Origin of the sequence: Pseudomonas sp. CCNWLW23, assembly GCF_037095675.1 — a bacterium.
In the GTDB taxonomy this organism is placed as follows: Bacteria; Pseudomonadota; Gammaproteobacteria; order Pseudomonadales; family Pseudomonadaceae; genus Aquipseudomonas; species Aquipseudomonas atacamensis.
This window is the reverse complement of record NZ_JBAWKM010000004.1, coordinates 243,316-258,961: the sequence shown is the minus strand read 5'-3', so window position 1 is coordinate 258,961 and position 15,646 is coordinate 243,316. Positions and strand designations below refer to the sequence as shown.

Below are 15,646 nucleotides of genomic sequence, written 5' to 3'. Positions count from 1 at the left end.
CTAGAATCCGAGCTTCAATCCTTGTAGGAAAAAGGAAATTCCCGTGTCAGCCCAACTCGTGCCTTACGACAGCCTCAGCCCTTTGCAGCGCGAGCAAGTCGAGTCGATTGAAATTCACCCCGAGCAGATCAAATTCTCCGGCGACATCCACGGTGCCTTGCACACCCTGCTGTCGAAGCCCGGCCCTGGCGTAAAGGGTTTTGCCCTGCTGGCGGACGACGTACCGGTAGCGTTTCTGCTGCTCAAGCGCCCACCGGTATTGCCCGACTGGGCCGACGAACACAGCGCCACATTGCATGCTCTGCAGGTCGATCGGCGCGCGCAGGGCAAGGGTTACGGCAAGGCCTGCCTGCAAGCGCTGCCCGCTGTCGCCCGCGAGGCGTGGCCGGAGATCAAGGGGCTGGAATTGTCGGTGGACGCTGATAACGAGGCGGCGATTGCGCTGTACGCCAGGCATGGCTATGTCGACAGCGGCGAAGCGTACAAGGGCCGGATCGGTTACGAGCGGCGGATGGGGCTGTTTTTTTAAATCGTAGAGGGATAAACGATGATCGATTCGATAGAAGCATTGGAAGCCATTTACGGCCGGCCCCACGAACGCGCCGTGCGCAAGCAGATCGGCTTTCTCAACGAGGATTATCAGGCGATGGTGCGCCTGTCGCCGCTAGTGATCGTCAGCTCGGTGGGGACCGATGGCCTCGATAACTCGCCGCGCGGTGATGCGCCGGGGTTTGTTCGGATCATTGATCAAAACACGTTGGCCCTGCCGGATCGCCCGGGCAACAACCGCATCGATACCTTGCGCAATGTGCTGCACGATTCGCGGGTGTCGCTGCTGTTCATCATTCCCGGGATCGGCGAAACATTGCGGGTCAATGGCACGGCCCTGATCAGCGATGAACCGGCGTTGCTGGAGAGTTTCGCGGTGAATGGCAAACCGGCGAAAACTGTCTTGCTGGTGACGGTGGACGCGGCGTTTTTTCACTGCTCGAAAGCCTTTGTCCGCTCGGATGCGTGGAATCCCGAAACGCACCTGCCGCGCTCGGCCTTGCCATCTGCTGGCGCATTTCACAAGCGCCTGAATGACGGCCAGTTCGACGCCGACACCTACGATCGGGAAGCGCCGAAACGGGTGCGTGAAAGCCTTTACTAACCGCGCAACTACAGACACCTCAAAACCCTGTGGGAGCGAGCCTGCTCGCGAAGGCGTCGTGTCAGTCGACACTTGCTTCGCTGAAATACCGCTTTCGCGAGCAGGCTCGCTCCCACAGTTTTGATTGAAGTTCAGAGGGTCAGGATCATCTCGTGCCATGCCATGCCGCCGTGGTCAGATTCGGACGGTTTGATGTAGGCAAAACCGAAACCTGCGTATAGCGCGATGTGCTGTTCCTTGCACATCAGATGAATCGTCGCTTTGTCCATGGCACGCATGCGTTCGATGAATTCGGTGAGCAGGCGCTTGGCCAGGCCCTGCCCTTGGTAATCCGGGTGCACCACCACCGACATGATCACCACGTTCGGGCCTTTCGGGTCGTGGCCGATCAGTTCCTTGAAGGCTTCGTCGGACATCTGCACGTCGAACGCCGCGCCGGAATTGATGAAACCGGCGACCACGCCGTCCACCTCGGCGACGATGAAGCCGTCCGGCCAGGTGGCGATGCGCGTGGCGATCTTTTCACGGGTGGCGGCTTCGTCGCCTTCATAGGCGACGGTTTCGATGGCGTAGCAGCGGTCGAGGTCGGCGGCGCTGACGTTGCGGATCACGGTGTTCATGGCAGCTCAAAAATCTGTGGAAACAAGGCCCGCCAGCATAAAGCACAACCACCGGGGCTGACATGCTCCGCCTCGATTGTTACGCCGCTCTGGCCTTGATCGGCAGCCAGATTTCCAGGGTGCCGGTATTGAGTTTCGGGTTGTAATCCTCGCTGTAGCGCTCGAACTCCGGCGCGTCCGCCGCTTCGTGGCCGGACTGCGGCAGCCAAGTGTTCCAGATGTACTGGAAGGTGTCAGGGAGTTGCGCCAGTGACCCCTTGTGCTCGAACACGGCATATTTCTGCGGCTGGATTTCAACCCAGCGGTACTTTTCCGGCAGGTCGTCGAGGTTGTCGATCTGCACCCCGGCGATGTATTCGAAACCGCCCTCGCCATCCGCATTGCAGCAAACGCCGTAGGTTATTTCGTTGACTTGCGCGGGGATTTTTCCCAAGTGCGGGATCAGTTTTTCCCACAACGCGGGAATGTCTTCGGTGGTCTCCTGAGTGAATCGCCCGCCGAAACCGGCAATCAGCAGAAATTGCCCGTGTTCGAAGCGAGGCTCGGTTATCTCGACGCGTTGTTGTTCATCCATGACGCGACTCCTCAGAAGGGAAAAGTGGATTCGGCTGGGAGTATAGAAAGCCCGACCCGTTTCGCACGTTTACAGCGAGTGCAACTGCTCGACGGCGCCCGAGCCGACAAACTCGTTGTAGCCAGAAACGATCACGTACACCGCGAAATAACAGAAGATCGCCGCCGATGCCAGATAGGAGTAGCGCAGAAGCTTGTCGCCCAGCAGCTTGCCGCCGTGGCTTGCCGCGAAGCACAGACCGGCCGACCACAGCAGCCCGGCGCAGAGAAAACCACCGAGAAACAGCGCCGAACTCAACGGACCACCGCCACCGGACCGGGCGATCAACGTGCCGCCGACCGCAGCAAACCAGAGAATCGCACTCGGCGACGACATCGCGAGAAAGATGCCGCGAAAGAATTCCTTGCGATGGGAGTTCTGCCCCACTTCCGCCGTTTCCGCCAGCAGCGCTTCGTGGTGGATCGCCGAATAAATCATCTTCGCCGCGAAGTAGATCAGCAGCGCCGAACCGCCAATCCATAGCACCCAGCGCACGGTTTCGTATTGCAGCAAAACGGTCATGCCGGCCAAGGCCAGCACCGCATAGATCAGGTCGCCGACGCAGGTGCCCAGGCCCAGGGCGAAGCCCTGAAAGTAGCCGCGCTGCATGGCCAGGGTGATCATCGCGATGTTGGCTACGCCGATATCCAGGCACAGCGAAAGGCTCAGCAAGAAGCCGCTGGTGAATTCCATTGACCGATTTTCCTTGAAAAAAATGTTTACAACCGCGCTGGACAGTATGCCATCACTGCCCTTATCTTCCGCCACAGGTCACCGCAGTGACCAGCGTCGCTCGGACGGTTCCGGGCGCTTACGTTATCCGAGGCAATAATGGCCGAACAAGGTTCGCCGCGCCGCTTTGCGCGCATAGATCGACTCCCCCCTTACGTGTTCAACATCACCGCCGAGCTGAAGATGGCCGCTCGCCGCCGTGGTGAAGACATCATCGACCTGAGCATGGGCAATCCCGACGGCGCCACGCCGCCGCACATTGTCGAAAAACTGGTGCAGGTCGCCCAACGTGAGGACACCCACGGTTACTCGACGTCCAAAGGCATTCCGCGCCTGCGCCGAGCGATTTCCAACTGGTACAAGCAGCGCTACGAAGTCGATATCGACCCGGAAAGCGAAGCCATTGTCACCATCGGTTCCAAGGAAGGCCTGGCGCATTTGATGCTCGCGACACTGGACCAGGGCGACACGGTGCTGGTGCCGAACCCGAGCTATCCGATCCACATTTACGGCGCAGTGATTGCCGGCGCTCAGGTGCGTTCGGTGCCGCTGGTGCCGGGGGTGGATTTCTTCGATGAGCTGGAGCGCGCCATTCGCGGTTCGATCCCCAAGCCGAAAATGATGATCCTTGGCTTCCCGTCGAACCCGACCGCGCAGTGCGTGGAGCTGGATTTCTTCGAGCGGGTGATCGCCCTCGCCAAGCAATACGACGTGTTGGTCATCCACGACCTGGCTTATGCCGACATCGTCTACGACGGCTGGAAAGCCCCGTCGATCATGCAGGTGCCGGGGGCCAAGGACATTGCGGTGGAGTTTTTTACCCTGTCCAAGAGCTACAACATGGCCGGCTGGCGCATCGGTTTCATGGTCGGCAACCCGGAATTGGTCAGCGCCCTGGCGCGGATCAAGAGCTACCACGACTACGGCACTTTCACCCCGCTGCAAGTGGCGGCGATTGCCGCGCTGGAAGGCGATCAGCAATGCGTGCGCGACATCGCCGAGCAGTATCGTCAGCGTCGCAACGTGCTGGTCAAGGGCCTGCATGAGCTGGGCTGGATGGTCGAGAATCCGAAAGCGTCGATGTATGTCTGGGCGAAGATTCCCCAGGCGTATGCGCATCTGGGTTCGCTGGAGTTCGCCAAGAAACTGCTGGCCGAGGCCAAGGTCTGCGTCTCGCCGGGGGTGGGCTTTGGCGAGTACGGTGATGACCACGTGCGCTTCGCCCTGATCGAAAATCAGGACCGCATTCGTCAGGCCGTGCGCGGGATTCGCGGGATGTTCCGCGCGGATGGCTTCAATCCGAAATCCCCTGCCTGACACCTGTCCCCTGTGGGAGCGAGCCTGCTCGCGAAAGCGGTGGGTCAGTCAGCATAGATGCAGCTGAAACGACGCCTTCGCGAGCAGGCTCGCTCCCACAATGGCTTTCAGTGAACCGTGAAATCAGGACACAAAAAAACCGCATCACTGCGGTTTTTTTGTGCCTGCAAACTGCCGCTTAAACGAACAGCGACAGCAGCAGGATAAAGCCCAGGCCGACCACCGAGAGGATGGTTTCCATCGCGGTCCAGGTCTTGAAGGTTTCGGCCACGGTCATGTTGAAGTACTGCTTGACCAGCCAGAAACCGGCGTCGTTGACGTGGGACAGGATCAGCGAACCGGCGCCGGTGGCCAGCACCAGCAGCTCACGGTTGACGCCCGGAATCATGCCGACAACCGGCACCACAATGCCAGCGCCAGTGATGGTCGCCACAGTGGCCGAACCGGTTGCAATACGGATCACCGCCGCCACCAGCCAGGCCAGCAGGATCGGCGAGATCTGCGCGCTGACCGCCATGTGGCCGATCACGTCACCCACGCCGCTGGTCACCAGCATCTGCTTGAAGCCACCGCCGGCACCGATGATCAGAATGATCGCAGCGGTAGGCGCCAGGCTTGCGTCGAGCCACTTGAGCATCTGGTTGGAACCGATGCCCTGCTTGTAGCCGAAGGTGTACAGCGACAACAGCAACGCCAGCAGCAGTGCGGAGATCGGGTGGCCGATCATGTCCATCCAGATGCGGAAGAAGTTGCCGTCCGGCAGCGCCACGTCAGCGAAGGTTTTCAGCAGCATCAGGAACACCGGCAGCAGCACGGTGACCAGAGTAATGCTGAAGCTTGGCAGGTTGGCCGAATCGTTTTCACGGGCCAGTTGATCGACCAGCTCCTGATTCGGGTGACCCGGGATGTGCTTGGCGATGAAAGTACCGAAGATCGGACCGGCAATGATAGCGGTCGGCAGTGCGACGATCAGACCGTAGAGAATGGTCTTGCCGATGTCAGCGCCGAACACGCCGATGGCCAGCAGCGGACCCGGGTGCGGCGGCACCAGACCGTGCACGGCAGAGAGGCCGGCGAGCAGCGGGATACCGATTTTGATGATCGATACGCCAGTGCGACGCGCAACGATGAACACCAGCGGAATCAGCAGCACGAAGCCGATTTCGAAGAACAGCGGGATGCCCACCAGGAACGCGGCGAACATCATTGCCCATTGGACTTTGTCCTTGCCGAAGGCGCGGATCAGGGTCTGGGCGATCTGATCGGCGCCGCCGGATTCGGCCATCATTTTGCCGAGCATGGTGCCCAGGGCGAGGATGATGCCGACGAAACCGAGCACGCCACCGAAGCCGTCCTGGAACGCCTTGATGATGGTGTTGATCGGCATGCCGGAAGTCAGGCCAAGAAATGCGGCGGCGATGGTCAGGGCTATGAACGGGTGAATCTTGAATTTGGTGATCAGGATAATCAGGCCGATTACCGTGACCACCGCATCGAGCAGCAGGAACGTCTCGTGGGACATGCCAAACATGGGGGGTGTCTCCTGGATTGTTGTTGTTATTAAAGCGGGTTGAACAGAAGTCGGGAGGACAGCGCTGTCTTTTTCAACATACTCATACCGCCTGTTTCAGACCGTTGGCCTGCCACCAGACGTGAGCCTGCAGGGCCAGCTCTTCGACGCTGTGAATCGAGGCATTGAGCGGCAGAGTCAGCGGCTCGCCCTCGGGCGATTCGAGGGTGGCGAACTGGCTTTCGATCAACGTTGCCGGCATGAAGTGGCCCGGGCGGTGCGATACACGCTCGGCGGCGACTTCCGGAGTCAATTCAAGAAACACGAAACCCAGGCCCGGCAAGGCACTGCGCAGACGTTCGCGATAGCTGTGTTTAAGGGCGGAGCAGGTCAACACCGGGCGTTGGCCTTGGGCATCGACGCGACGCAGTTCATCGCACAGGCTGTCGAGCCAGCCGGCGCGGTCTTCGTCGTTCAGGGGGATCCCCGCGCTCATCTTTTCGATGTTCGCGGCCGGATGAAAAGTATCGCCTTCAATGGCAGTGGCGCCGCTCAATTGGCACAGGGCCTGGCTGACGCACGTCTTGCCGCAACCGGCAACGCCCATGATGACCAGGGCGGTGATGGGATGACTCATATAACACCTCAGCGCGCAGACAGCGCTACCTTTGCTAGCTATGACTCTAGTGCACAGGCAGAAGTTGCCGACGCCTTCTTGTCGTTTTTTTGGGTTGCAGCAGGTTTGTTCCTGACGCCAAAGAGCACTGATCAGGCAGGACCGCGCTCACGCATTTGCAGCTGCATCAGGACAGCGCTACCTTAGTGCCTTGATTTTTGTTTGGCAAGCCGCCCGATGACCTCCCCCAAGAACGATAAAAATACCCGCACCACCGGCCGTCCGACCCTCAACGAAGTAGCCCGCCTGGCCGGCGTCAGCCCGATCACTGCCTCGCGCGCCTTGCGCGGGGTGAGCACGGTAGCCACCGAACTGGTGGAAAAAGTGCAGAAAGCCGCGCTCGAACTCAACTACGTAGTCAACCCCGCCGCCCGCGCACTGGCCTCGGCGCAGAGCCATTCGGTAGTGGTACTCGTGCCGTCGCTGTCCAACCTGCTGTTCATCGACACCCTGGAAGCCATTCATCGGGTGCTGACGCCCAAGGGCTTCGAAGTGCTGATCGGCAACTTCCACTACTCGCGCGATGAAGAAGAAAACCTGCTGCGCAACTACATGGCTTATCAGCCGCGCGGCTTTTTGCTGACCGGGTTTGATCGCACGGAAAGTTCGCGGCGGATGATCGAGGCCAGCAACATTCCTTGCGTGTACATGATGGAGCTCGACAGTGCTGCCGGAGTCAATTGCGTGGGTTTCTCGCAGTTGAGCGCCGGGGAAACTGCCGCCGAACACCTTCTGTCTCGCGGACGCAAGCGCTTGGCCTACATTGGTGCGCAGCTGGATCAGCGCACGTTGTTGCGCGGTGAAGGCTTCCGCAAGGCGTTGCAGAAGGCGGGCCGTTACGACCCGGATCTGGAAGTGCTGACACCGCGTGCTTCGTCGGTGGGCTTGGGTGGCGAGTTGTTCCTGCAATTGCTGGCGGCGCATCCGGATGTTGATGCGATTTTCTTCGGCAACGATGACCTGGCCCAAGGTGCGCTGCTTGAAGCCTTGCGTAACGGCATCAAGATTCCCGAGCAGGTGGCGATCCTCGGTTTCAACGATTTGCCGATGTCCGAGCACATGGTCCCGCGCCTGAGCAGCATCAATACCCCACGCGAGGCGATCGGCCGGCGCGCGGCGGAGCAGATGCTCACGTTGATGGCGGGTAACAAAGTAGCGCGACCTGTGGAGGACATGGGATTTGAGCTGAAGGTGCGCGAGAGTACCTGACCCTTCACAAATGCTGAGTTGAAACACAACCCGTGTGGGAGCGAGCCTGCTCGCGAAAGCGGTGGGTCAGTCAGCATTGATGCAGCTGACACGACGCCTTCGCGAGCAGGCTCGCTCCCACAGGGGATCTCTATCAAATTCAATGGCTGAGCAGGTCCACTAAAGCCTGCGCGCCCTTCTGCAATGGCTGGCTCTTGAGCCACACCGCGTGCACCGGCAGCACCAGGCCATTTTCGATGTTGCGAAAATTCAGCCTTTTCAAACGTCCCGTGTCCAGCCACGGCTGCACCACCGACAGCGGAAAATTACCCCAGCCCAACCCCGCTTCGACCATTTCCATTGCCGTCTCAAGATTGTCCGTACGCCAGTAGGATTCGGCCACCAACGGCCGCGTTTCGCTGATCGGCAAGTCACGGCTGGCGACGATGATCTGCCGCACCTGCACCAGATCTTCGAGAAACACATCACGCCCCTGCAACAACGGGCTGTCCGCCGCCAGCGTGGCGATCATGCGTTCGCTGCCGACAAACTGAAACCGCTCCAGCGCATTCACGCTCAAACCGGCGAACGCCAGGCACAGGCTGACCCGGCCACGGTGCAACATCGCCAGCACATCATCCTGCGGCGCAGTCAGCACTTCGATGTCGAGCAACGGATGCCGCTCGGCAATCACCTTGATCGCTGCCAGCAAGCGCCGCCGATCAACGTCCGCAACCACGCCAATCGACAACCTGCTTTCCAGCCCCAGCGACAGCTCCACCGCGTGCACCTGCAACTGCTTGAGCTGCTCGGCGATCAGTCGCGCGTGGGGCACCAACGACTGCGCCATCGCCGTGGGTTGCGGCTCTCGATGACTGCGGTCGAACAGCGGGTAACCGAGTTCCGCTTCAAGATTGGCGATGCCCATGCTTACTGCCGACGGCACCTTACCCAACTGCCGCGCGGCGGCGGAGAACGAGCCGCGTTCGATCACCGCGAGAAACAACTCAATGCTGTCGCTACTGAAATTCAAATGCCTCACCTATCAATAAAACTGAAAGCTACCGACTTTTTCTGTCAGGTCTATTGAAGCTATCTTTCGCCGCCTTCGCCAGCCCTGCTGGCCAACATTTGGCAAGAAAGAGGCAAATCTGTATGCAAGGCGTGAAACGCAAACTGGTCTACGTGTCGCTCTACGAAGTGATCGGCATGACCTTCTCGGCCCTCGGTCTGGCGTTGTTGTCGGGTACATCGCCGGGCAGCACCGGGCCGCTGGCGGTGATCATCACCAGCATCGCCGTGACCTGGAATTTCATCTACACCTCATTGTTCGAGCGCTGGGAAAGTCGCCAGATCTCGCGCACCCGTACGGTCAAACGGCGCATCGCCCATGCGGTCGGCTTTCAACTGACGCTGATCGTGTTCCTGATTCCGCTGATTGCGTGGTGGATGAACATCAGCCTGATGCAGGCGTTCCTGCTGGATCTGGCACTGATCATTTTCATCCCGTGCTACACCTTCGTATTCAACTGGCTGTTCGACCGCATTTTCGGCCTGCCGAGCTCGGCGCTGCCGGATTCTACCGCTGCGACATAAATCGCTAATTCGTAAGCAGATATTGCGAGAAATCAGCGGTTCAACCTGTTAAACCGCCGACATTCACAATCCGCTAACACCGATAGCAGGCTAAGCTTTTCCATCAATAAAAAATGGATCAGCCTATGACTGCTCACGCTCCCGCCGCCGCGCCCAGTGATGGCATCGACCCGGTACGCGCCGCCGAAATTTCCGCCCGCATCGATCGGCTGCCCGCCGTTGCTACCATCTGGCGTCTGGTGGCGCTGCTGTCGATCGGCGGATTTTTCGAACTCTACGATCTGTTCCAGACCGCCTACATCAGTCCTGGGCTGATTCGCGACGGCTTGTTCGCCACGGGCAATCAGGGGGTGTTCGGTTTCTCCGATCAGGCGGCGTTTGCCTCGGCGACGTTCCTCGGCCTGTTCCTCGGCGCCAGCCTGCTCAGTCCGCTGGCGGATCGTTTCGGCCGCCGGGCGATCTTCACCTTCGCGCTGATCTGGTACACGGTGGCGACAGTGCTGATGGGCATTCAGACCTCGGCGCTGGGCATCATCGGCATGCGTTTTCTGGTCGGCATCGGCCTCGGTATCGAGCTGGTGACCATCGACGCTTACCTCTCGGAACTGGTGCCCAAGCGCATGCGCAGCTCGGCGTTCGCCTTTGCGTTTTTCGTGCAGTTCCTCTCGGTGCCGGCGGTGGCCTTGATGTCGTGGTGGCTGGTGCCACAAGCGCCGTTCGGGGTGTCCGGCTGGCGTTGGGTGGTGCTGGCCAGCGCGGTGTTCGCGCTGTTTATCTGGTGGCTGCGCAAGCGTCTGCCGGAATCGCCGCGCTGGCTGGCGCAGCATGGTCGCTTTGATGAGGCCAACCGGATCCTCGACCATCTCGAAGCGCGCTGCGCCAAGGATTACGGCAAAGCGCTGGATGCGCCGGAACCGGTGCCCGTCGATGTCGAAGGCAAGGGCCGCTTCGCCGATATCTGGCAGCCGCCCTACCGCCGCCGCGCATTGATGTTGATCGTCTTCCACATCTTTCAGGCGATCGGTTTCTTCGGTTTCGGCAACTGGTTGCCGGCGCTGCTTTCGGGGCAAGGCGTGAGCGTCACCCACAGTTTGATGTACGCCTTCATCATCACCCTCGCCTACCCGCTCGGGCCGTTGCTGTTTGTGAAGTTCGCCAACCGCTTCGAAAACAAATGGCAGATCGTCGGCTCGGCCCTCGGCGCGATGACCTTCGGCACCCTGTTCGCCCTGCAGAGCAGCGCGTTCGGGCTGATTTTCTGCGGCGTGATGATCACCTTCTGCAACGCCTGGTTGAGCTTCAGTTATCACTCCTACCAGAGCGAACTGTTCCCGACCAACATCCGCGCCCGCGCGGTCGGGTTCTGCTATTCGTTCAGTCGCTTGTCGACGGTGTTCAGCAGTCTGCTGATCGGCATGTTTCTGGATAATTTCGGCACGCCGGGGGTACTGGCGTTCATCGTCATCAGCATGCTGATCGTGATGCTGACCATCGGCTGGTTCGGCCCGCGTACGCGTAATCTTGCACTGGAAAATATCGCGCATCGCTGAAAGGCCAACACATGACTCAACTGTGGGAGCGAGCCTGCTCGCGAAGGCGTCTTGTCAGTGGCTATAGGCTTGACTGACACAACGCTTTCGCGAGCAGGCTCGCTCCCACATTGGCTATTGGTGACGTTGAACAGCTCAGTTCAATTGCAGGGTTTCATTGAACTGGCTGATCGCATCCACCACATGCCGCGAGCCCTGCTGAATCTCGAGGATCACCTCGCCCGCCTCGTTCGCCAGCTCCACGCCCAACCCGGTTCGGCTCAGGCTCGACTGCATGCTCGACACCGCGCTCAGCGACAGGTCGTGGTTCTTGCGCACCACGTCGACAATTTCCAGAGTGGCCTGACTGGTCCGCGCGGCGAGGCTGCGCACCTCATCGGCGACGACGGCAAAACCGCGTCCATGCTCACCGGCGCGCGCCGCTTCGATCGCTGCATTGAGTGCCAGCAGGTTGGTCTGATCGGCAATGCCGCGAATGGTCTGGACGATGGTGCCGATGATGTCCGACTGTTTGCTGACCGCATCGATGCTCACCGCCGCTTCGTTCAGATCGCGGGAAATGTCCTGAATGATCTGCACGGTCTGCTGCACGACTTGTGAGCCTTTTTGCGCGCACGCGTCGTTTTGTACCGAGGTGCTGTGGGCCGATTCCGCAGCGTTTTGCAGGGTGGTCATCTGCTTGGTGATGTCGCTGGCGAACTTGACCACTTTGTACAAGCGGCCCTTGGCGTCGAACAGCGGGTTGTACGAGGCTTCCAGATAAACCATCTGCCCGGACTTGTTCTTGCGCTCGAAACGGTGCGAGTGATATTCGCCGCGATTGAGCGAAGCCCAGAACGCCTTGTACTGCGCGGATTCGGCTTCGGCGCGGTGACAGAACAGGCTGTGGTGCTGGCCGACAATTTCAGGGTGCGTGTACTGCATGGTCTGCAGGAAGTTGTCGTTGGCGCGGATGACATTGCCTTCGGGGGTAAACTCGATCACCGCCATGGAACGGCCGATCGCCGCCAGCATGGCTTCTTCTTCATGCTCTTTGTTGATGCGTGCGGTGATGTCCGCCGCAACCTTGATGACACTTCTGACCTGTTTGTCAGGCCCGAACACCGGCATGTAACTGGCTTCAAGCCAGATTTCCCGGCCACTCTTGTTCAGACGCAGGAACGTGCCGCTGAACGGTTCACCACGGGCCAGGTCACGCCACAACTTCGCGTAGTCCTCGCTGCGATAAAAGCTTTCTTCGCAGAAGATCCGATGGTGTTTGCCGCGCACTTCTTCGGCGCTGTAGCCCATGGTCTTGCAGAAGTTCTCATTGGCGTCGAGAACGATGCCGTCCGGGGTGAACTCGATCATCGCCATCGAGCGGCTGATTGCCTCTATTTTCGCGTTGGCCTCGGTCAGCGCACAGCTGAAACGCTCGATTTCCCGCAGGTCAGCCTTGTGATGTAGGTTGAACATGGTTGTATCACCTTCCGCGCGTTCTTTTGATTTGATGAAAGTTCAGGTCTTGCAAGATCCATCACTACGTTCCACAGAACAGGCACACGCCTTCCTCCACGGGAGGAAGTTGTCAGGTGATAAATGATGATCAATCGGAGGGTCCCAGCAGCGACGCTCTGATCAAGACATCCTTTTCTTGATAGCCCGCAAGCGGGCCAGCCCTAACGCGTAGAAGAACTTCCATTTAGATGACGCTCCTTGTTGGTTCAGTGTCGGTGCCTTGGATTGCGCACTCTGGCAGCATGAATCACGGACCAACCTGGTACCGCCGCCCTGTTGGCATGACGGTCGACATGGTTAGTTACCTGCAAAGCATAGCCATCCCGACGCCGGGCGCAAGGCCACTAGTCGGCCAGTATCTGGCATTTTTTGCACAAGAAACGGTTCAGCGCGGGAGACAGTGTGGCGAAAACGGGCGTTTTCGCCAGCGAAGCGGAAGCCCGCGAAACGGGCTCCCGTAGAGATTGCTTAATGGCCGAAGATGTCGACCTTCTTGGCTTTCTTCTCGGCACGTTTTTCAATCGCAGTTTTGGCCGGTTTCTTCTTCGCGGCTTTCTTTGAATCCATACCTTTGGACATGATCGGTACTCCACTCACAGGGGTGTGAGTTCAGGTATACACCTATCCCGAAGCGCGCGTTCTTTTATAATCGGCGCTTTTCGCAGCGACAGCCCGAACCATGTCCGATATCCACTACAGCCAGCTCGACGAATCGTTGTGGCCGCTGATGAACAAGTTCTACCGCAGCCACCAGTCGTCGATGAAAGCCGTGCGCGAGGCACAATTGTGGGTAGCGCGGCGCGGCGAGATCGTTGCGGCGCTGTGCCTGCGTCCAGTATCGGGCGGGCATTGGCTGACGGGGGTGTTTGTTGATCCGGGGTGTCGCGAGCAGGGCATTGCTGCGCAACTGATCGCGGCGGCGGTTGCTGAGGTGGACGAGCCGGTGTGGCTGTTTTGCCATCCGGATTTGCGCGGGTTTTATGAGCGGCGTGGGTTCAGCTTCGATCCGCCGCTGCCGCAGGCGATGGCCGAGCGGTTGAGTCGGTATGCGCGGAGCAAGCCGATGATTGCGATGGAACTCAATCCCGCAGATTTACGCTGAACTCTTGTGGGAGCGAGCCTGCTCGCGAATGCGGTGTGTCAGCGCCGAAGTTGGTTCTGATACTCCGCGTTCGCGAGCAGGCTCGCTCCCACAGGGGTTGATGGTGTTCTGACAATCAGTCGTCAGCCATGGGATCAAGGTCCGGAAACAGCACTTCGGTAAAACCGAATTTGCTGAAATCGGTAATCCGCGACGGATACAGCCGGCCGATCAGGTGATCGCATTCATGCTGCACCACCCGTGCATGAAACCCCGAGGCCACGCGCATGATCGGCTCGCCCTTGGGATCAAAGCCTTCGTAGCGAATCTGCTGATAACGCTCCACCGCGCCGCGCAGCCCCGGCACCGAAAGACAGCCTTCGAAGCCCTCTTCCATCAGTGGATTCAACGGCGTGATCAGCGGATTGATCAGGATCGTCTGCGGCACTGCTTCAGCATCCGGGTAACGCTCGCTGTGTTCGAAGCCGAAGATCACCAGTTGCAGGTCGACGCCGATCTGCGGCGCCGCGAGGCCAACGCCGCCGACGCTTTCCATGGTCTGGAACATGTCGTCGATCAATTGCCAGAGCTCGGCGCTGTTGAACATTTCCGGTGGTACCGGCGCGGCGATGCGCAGCAGGCGCTCATCACCCATTTTCAGAATTTCACGAATCATGGTCGCGCTTCGTCAGTGTCCGGCTTGAGCGAATGATCGCGGCCCAGGCCCGAGACGTGTTGTTTGGGGGATTCGTCAGGCTCGCCAGGGGCTTTTTCGCCCTTTTCCTTGCCTTCGGCGGACATGTGCTCAATCACCGCGTTCATCTCCGCGCCGAGCAACAGGACTGCGGAGGAAATGTAGAAATACAGCAAGAGCACGATGATCGCCCCGATGCTGCCATACATCGCGTTGTAGTTGGCGAAGGTTTTCACGTAAAAGGCAAACCCCAACGAGGCTAGGATCCACACCACCACCGCCAGCACCGAACCTGGGGTGATGAAGCGGAAGTCCTGTTTGACGTCGGGCATCACGTAATAGATCAACGCCACCGCGACCATCATCAGAATCACGATCACCGGCCAGCGCGCAATCGTCCACACCGTGACGATGAAGTCTTCCAGCCCCACTTGTGCGGCAATCCAGCCCATCACCTGCGGCCCGAGCACCATCAGCGCGGCGGCGATCAGCAGCATGCCGGCGATGCCGACGGTGTAGACGATCGACAAAGGGAAACGCTTCCAGATCGGCCGGCCTTCGACCACGTCGTAAGCGGCGTTCATCGCGCTCATCATCAGGCGCACGCCGGCGGACGCGGTGTACAGGGCGATGACGATACCGATGGACAGCAGGCCACCCTTGGATTGCTGCAACTGATCGATCACCGGATTGACCTGCTCCAGCGCCTGCGGCGGCAGCACCAGTTCGGATTGCAGACGCAGCCAGGAGAAGAAATCCGGCAGGTGCAGGAAACCGATCAGGGCGATCAGGAAAAGAATGAACGGGAAGAGCGAGAACAGCATCTGGTAGGCCAGTGCCGAGGCGTAGGTCGACATTTCGTCATCGACGAACTCAGTGACCGTGCGCACCATCACCCGGTGCAGGGGCAGACCTTTCATGTCCGGGAATATCATTCGCGTCTCCTTGCGCCGCAAAAGGTTGAAGTCGTGGCGACTCAGGGGCCGTTTTTTACCTCAAGGTAGCCTACTTGGCGATCCTTTGGCGGATGACCGCAGGGTTCTGATACAAAAACGGCCATCCTTGGATGGCCGCTCGTGTGATTCGTTCAAGGCTCGCTTACGCCTTGTCGACGCCCTTTTTCACAGCGTCCTTGGCGTTGCCAACCGCTTGCTGGGCTTCACCTTTTTTCTCTTGAACCTTGCCTTCGGCGCGCATCTTGTCGTTATCAGTAGCTTTGCCGACGCCTTGCTTGATATTGCCGACGGCTTCGTTGGCCATGCCTTTTACTTTATCGCCTGTGCTACTCATGGTGTTTCTCCGTGAAGCATAAAGGGAAGAAAAGTCATTACGTAACGATTGACCGGTGCGCTTTGCGCCGAGTTTCATTTATTTTGCCGGCATTTCGTCGTGGCATGCAGGTTGCGCTTTATGTTTGCC

The 15,646-nt window shown here is 59.3% G+C and carries 16 protein-coding genes and 2 pseudogenes; 7 read left to right on the top strand and 11 right to left on the bottom strand.

The features are described 5' to 3' along the window. Positions 1-43: 43 nt before the first annotated feature. A complete protein-coding gene (locus V8J63_RS08240) occupies positions 44-529 on the top strand; it encodes a GNAT family N-acetyltransferase (protein WP_024014041.1) in 486 nt (161 codons plus the stop codon). An 18-nt stretch (positions 530-547) separates the two neighbouring features. After that, positions 548-1,153, top strand: a complete 606-nt coding sequence (locus V8J63_RS08235; protein ID WP_110602454.1) for a pyridoxamine 5'-phosphate oxidase family protein — start codon at positions 548-550, stop codon at positions 1,151-1,153. Positions 1,154-1,284: 131 nt separating this feature from the next. Here the strand turns inward: V8J63_RS08235 and V8J63_RS08230 are convergent, their stop codons facing one another. The 3 genes from V8J63_RS08230 to V8J63_RS08220 all read right to left on the bottom strand — a co-directional run bounded on the left by V8J63_RS08230 (position 1,285) and on the right by V8J63_RS08220 (position 3,079). Then, a complete protein-coding gene (locus tag V8J63_RS08230) occupies positions 1,285-1,773 on the bottom strand; it encodes a GNAT family N-acetyltransferase (RefSeq protein WP_336463878.1) in 489 nt (162 codons plus the stop codon). Between the two features lie 79 nt (positions 1,774-1,852). Then, on the bottom strand, positions 1,853-2,347 hold the full coding sequence (locus V8J63_RS08225) for a GyrI-like domain-containing protein (RefSeq protein ID WP_336463877.1): 495 nt from the start codon (positions 2,345-2,347) through the stop codon (positions 1,853-1,855). A 69-nt stretch (positions 2,348-2,416) separates the two neighbouring features. Then, positions 2,417-3,079 carry a LysE family translocator gene (locus V8J63_RS08220; protein WP_016773553.1) on the bottom strand — a complete coding sequence of 221 codons (663 nt, stop codon included), beginning with the start codon at positions 3,077-3,079 and terminating at the stop codon, positions 2,417-2,419. A gap of 138 nt (positions 3,080-3,217) precedes the next feature. On the opposite strand from V8J63_RS08220, the gene alaC reads away from it, so the two are divergent. Further along, positions 3,218-4,435: an alanine transaminase gene (gene alaC / locus V8J63_RS08215; protein ID WP_110602462.1), complete on the top strand. Its 1,218-nt coding sequence runs from the start codon at positions 3,218-3,220 to the stop codon at positions 4,433-4,435. Positions 4,436-4,613: 178 nt separating this feature from the next. Here alaC and V8J63_RS08210 read toward each other — a convergent pair whose 3' ends face one another. Beyond that, positions 4,614-5,966: a GntP family permease gene (locus V8J63_RS08210; protein WP_016773551.1), complete on the bottom strand. Its 1,353-nt coding sequence runs from the start codon at positions 5,964-5,966 to the stop codon at positions 4,614-4,616. A gap of 82 nt (positions 5,967-6,048) precedes the next feature. After that, positions 6,049-6,582: a gluconokinase gene (locus tag V8J63_RS08205; protein WP_110602466.1), complete on the bottom strand. Its 534-nt coding sequence runs from the start codon at positions 6,580-6,582 to the stop codon at positions 6,049-6,051. A gap of 216 nt (positions 6,583-6,798) precedes the next feature. On the opposite strand from V8J63_RS08205, the gene V8J63_RS08200 reads away from it, so the two are divergent. After that, positions 6,799-7,830 carry a LacI family DNA-binding transcriptional regulator gene (locus tag V8J63_RS08200; RefSeq protein ID WP_024014046.1) on the top strand — a complete coding sequence of 344 codons (1,032 nt, stop codon included), beginning with the start codon at positions 6,799-6,801 and terminating at the stop codon, positions 7,828-7,830. A 139-nt stretch (positions 7,831-7,969) separates the two neighbouring features. On the opposite strand, the gene V8J63_RS08195 is transcribed toward V8J63_RS08200, so the two are convergent. Continuing rightward, positions 7,970-8,842 carry a LysR family transcriptional regulator gene (locus V8J63_RS08195; RefSeq protein WP_217878710.1) on the bottom strand — a complete coding sequence of 291 codons (873 nt, stop codon included), beginning with the start codon at positions 8,840-8,842 and terminating at the stop codon, positions 7,970-7,972. Between the two features lie 122 nt (positions 8,843-8,964). Here V8J63_RS08195 and V8J63_RS08190 point away from each other — a divergent pair, with 122 nt between their 5' ends. Both V8J63_RS08190 and V8J63_RS08185 read left to right on the top strand, forming a co-directional pair. Beyond that, on the top strand, positions 8,965-9,405 hold the full coding sequence (locus V8J63_RS08190; protein ID WP_130887391.1) for a PACE efflux transporter: 441 nt from the start codon (positions 8,965-8,967) through the stop codon (positions 9,403-9,405). Positions 9,406-9,530: 125 nt separating this feature from the next. Beyond that, positions 9,531-10,955 carry an MFS transporter gene (locus V8J63_RS08185; protein WP_336463876.1) on the top strand — a complete coding sequence of 475 codons (1,425 nt, stop codon included), beginning with the start codon at positions 9,531-9,533 and terminating at the stop codon, positions 10,953-10,955. 135 nt (positions 10,956-11,090) lie between these two features. Here V8J63_RS08185 and V8J63_RS27750 read toward each other — a convergent pair. Next, positions 11,091-11,516: pseudogene (locus V8J63_RS27750) on the bottom strand (methyl-accepting chemotaxis protein); the annotation flags it as partial. 117 nt (positions 11,517-11,633) lie between these two features. Then, positions 11,634-12,305 (bottom strand): annotated as a pseudogene (locus tag V8J63_RS27745) (PAS domain-containing protein); the annotation flags it as partial. Positions 12,306-13,131: 826 nt separating this feature from the next. Here V8J63_RS27745 and V8J63_RS08175 point away from each other — a divergent pair. Beyond that, positions 13,132-13,554 (top strand): GNAT family N-acetyltransferase, encoded by a 423-nt coding sequence (locus V8J63_RS08175; RefSeq protein WP_123443668.1) that lies wholly within the window; start codon positions 13,132-13,134, stop codon positions 13,552-13,554. A 115-nt stretch (positions 13,555-13,669) separates the two neighbouring features. Here V8J63_RS08175 and def read toward each other — a convergent pair whose 3' ends face one another. The 3 genes from def to V8J63_RS08160 all read right to left on the bottom strand — a co-directional run bounded on the left by def (position 13,670) and on the right by V8J63_RS08160 (position 15,517). Further along, positions 13,670-14,209 carry a peptide deformylase gene (gene def / locus V8J63_RS08170; protein ID WP_130902303.1) on the bottom strand — a complete coding sequence of 180 codons (540 nt, stop codon included), beginning with the start codon at positions 14,207-14,209 and terminating at the stop codon, positions 13,670-13,672. Further along, positions 14,206-15,162 (bottom strand): YihY/virulence factor BrkB family protein, encoded by a 957-nt coding sequence (locus V8J63_RS08165; protein WP_336463874.1) that lies wholly within the window; start codon positions 15,160-15,162, stop codon positions 14,206-14,208. The genes def and V8J63_RS08165 overlap by 4 nt, the downstream gene beginning before the upstream one ends. A gap of 163 nt (positions 15,163-15,325) precedes the next feature. Further along, on the bottom strand, positions 15,326-15,517 hold the full coding sequence (locus V8J63_RS08160; protein WP_016775518.1) for a CsbD family protein: 192 nt from the start codon (positions 15,515-15,517) through the stop codon (positions 15,326-15,328). Between the last annotated feature and the right edge of the window lie 129 nt (positions 15,518-15,646).

Excerpts from the sequence above, each read along its gene's own strand:
- V8J63_RS08235 (WP_110602454.1), top strand. The coding sequence starts at position 548 with ATGATCGATTCGATAGAAGCATTGGAAGCCATTTACGGCCGGCCCCAC.
- V8J63_RS08230 (WP_336463878.1), bottom strand. The coding sequence starts at position 1,773 with ATGAACACCGTGATCCGCAACGTCAGCGCCGCCGACCTCGACCGCTGC.
- V8J63_RS08225 (WP_336463877.1), bottom strand. The coding sequence starts at position 2,347 with ATGGATGAACAACAACGCGTCGAGATAACCGAGCCTCGCTTCGAACAC.
- V8J63_RS08220 (WP_016773553.1), bottom strand. The coding sequence starts at position 3,079 with ATGGAATTCACCAGCGGCTTCTTGCTGAGCCTTTCGCTGTGCCTGGAT.
- alaC (WP_110602462.1), top strand. The coding sequence starts at position 3,218 with ATGGCCGAACAAGGTTCGCCGCGCCGCTTTGCGCGCATAGATCGACTC.
- V8J63_RS08210 (WP_016773551.1), bottom strand. The coding sequence starts at position 5,966 with ATGTTTGGCATGTCCCACGAGACGTTCCTGCTGCTCGATGCGGTGGTC.
- V8J63_RS08205 (WP_110602466.1), bottom strand. The coding sequence starts at position 6,582 with ATGAGTCATCCCATCACCGCCCTGGTCATCATGGGCGTTGCCGGTTGC.
- V8J63_RS08200 (WP_024014046.1), top strand. The coding sequence starts at position 6,799 with ATGACCTCCCCCAAGAACGATAAAAATACCCGCACCACCGGCCGTCCG.
- V8J63_RS08190 (WP_130887391.1), top strand. The coding sequence starts at position 8,965 with ATGCAAGGCGTGAAACGCAAACTGGTCTACGTGTCGCTCTACGAAGTG.
- V8J63_RS08185 (WP_336463876.1), top strand. The coding sequence starts at position 9,531 with ATGACTGCTCACGCTCCCGCCGCCGCGCCCAGTGATGGCATCGACCCG.
- V8J63_RS08175 (WP_123443668.1), top strand. The coding sequence starts at position 13,132 with ATGTCCGATATCCACTACAGCCAGCTCGACGAATCGTTGTGGCCGCTG.
- def (WP_130902303.1), bottom strand. The coding sequence starts at position 14,209 with ATGATTCGTGAAATTCTGAAAATGGGTGATGAGCGCCTGCTGCGCATC.
- V8J63_RS08165 (WP_336463874.1), bottom strand. The coding sequence starts at position 15,162 with ATGATATTCCCGGACATGAAAGGTCTGCCCCTGCACCGGGTGATGGTG.
- V8J63_RS08160 (WP_016775518.1), bottom strand. The coding sequence starts at position 15,517 with ATGAGTAGCACAGGCGATAAAGTAAAAGGCATGGCCAACGAAGCCGTC.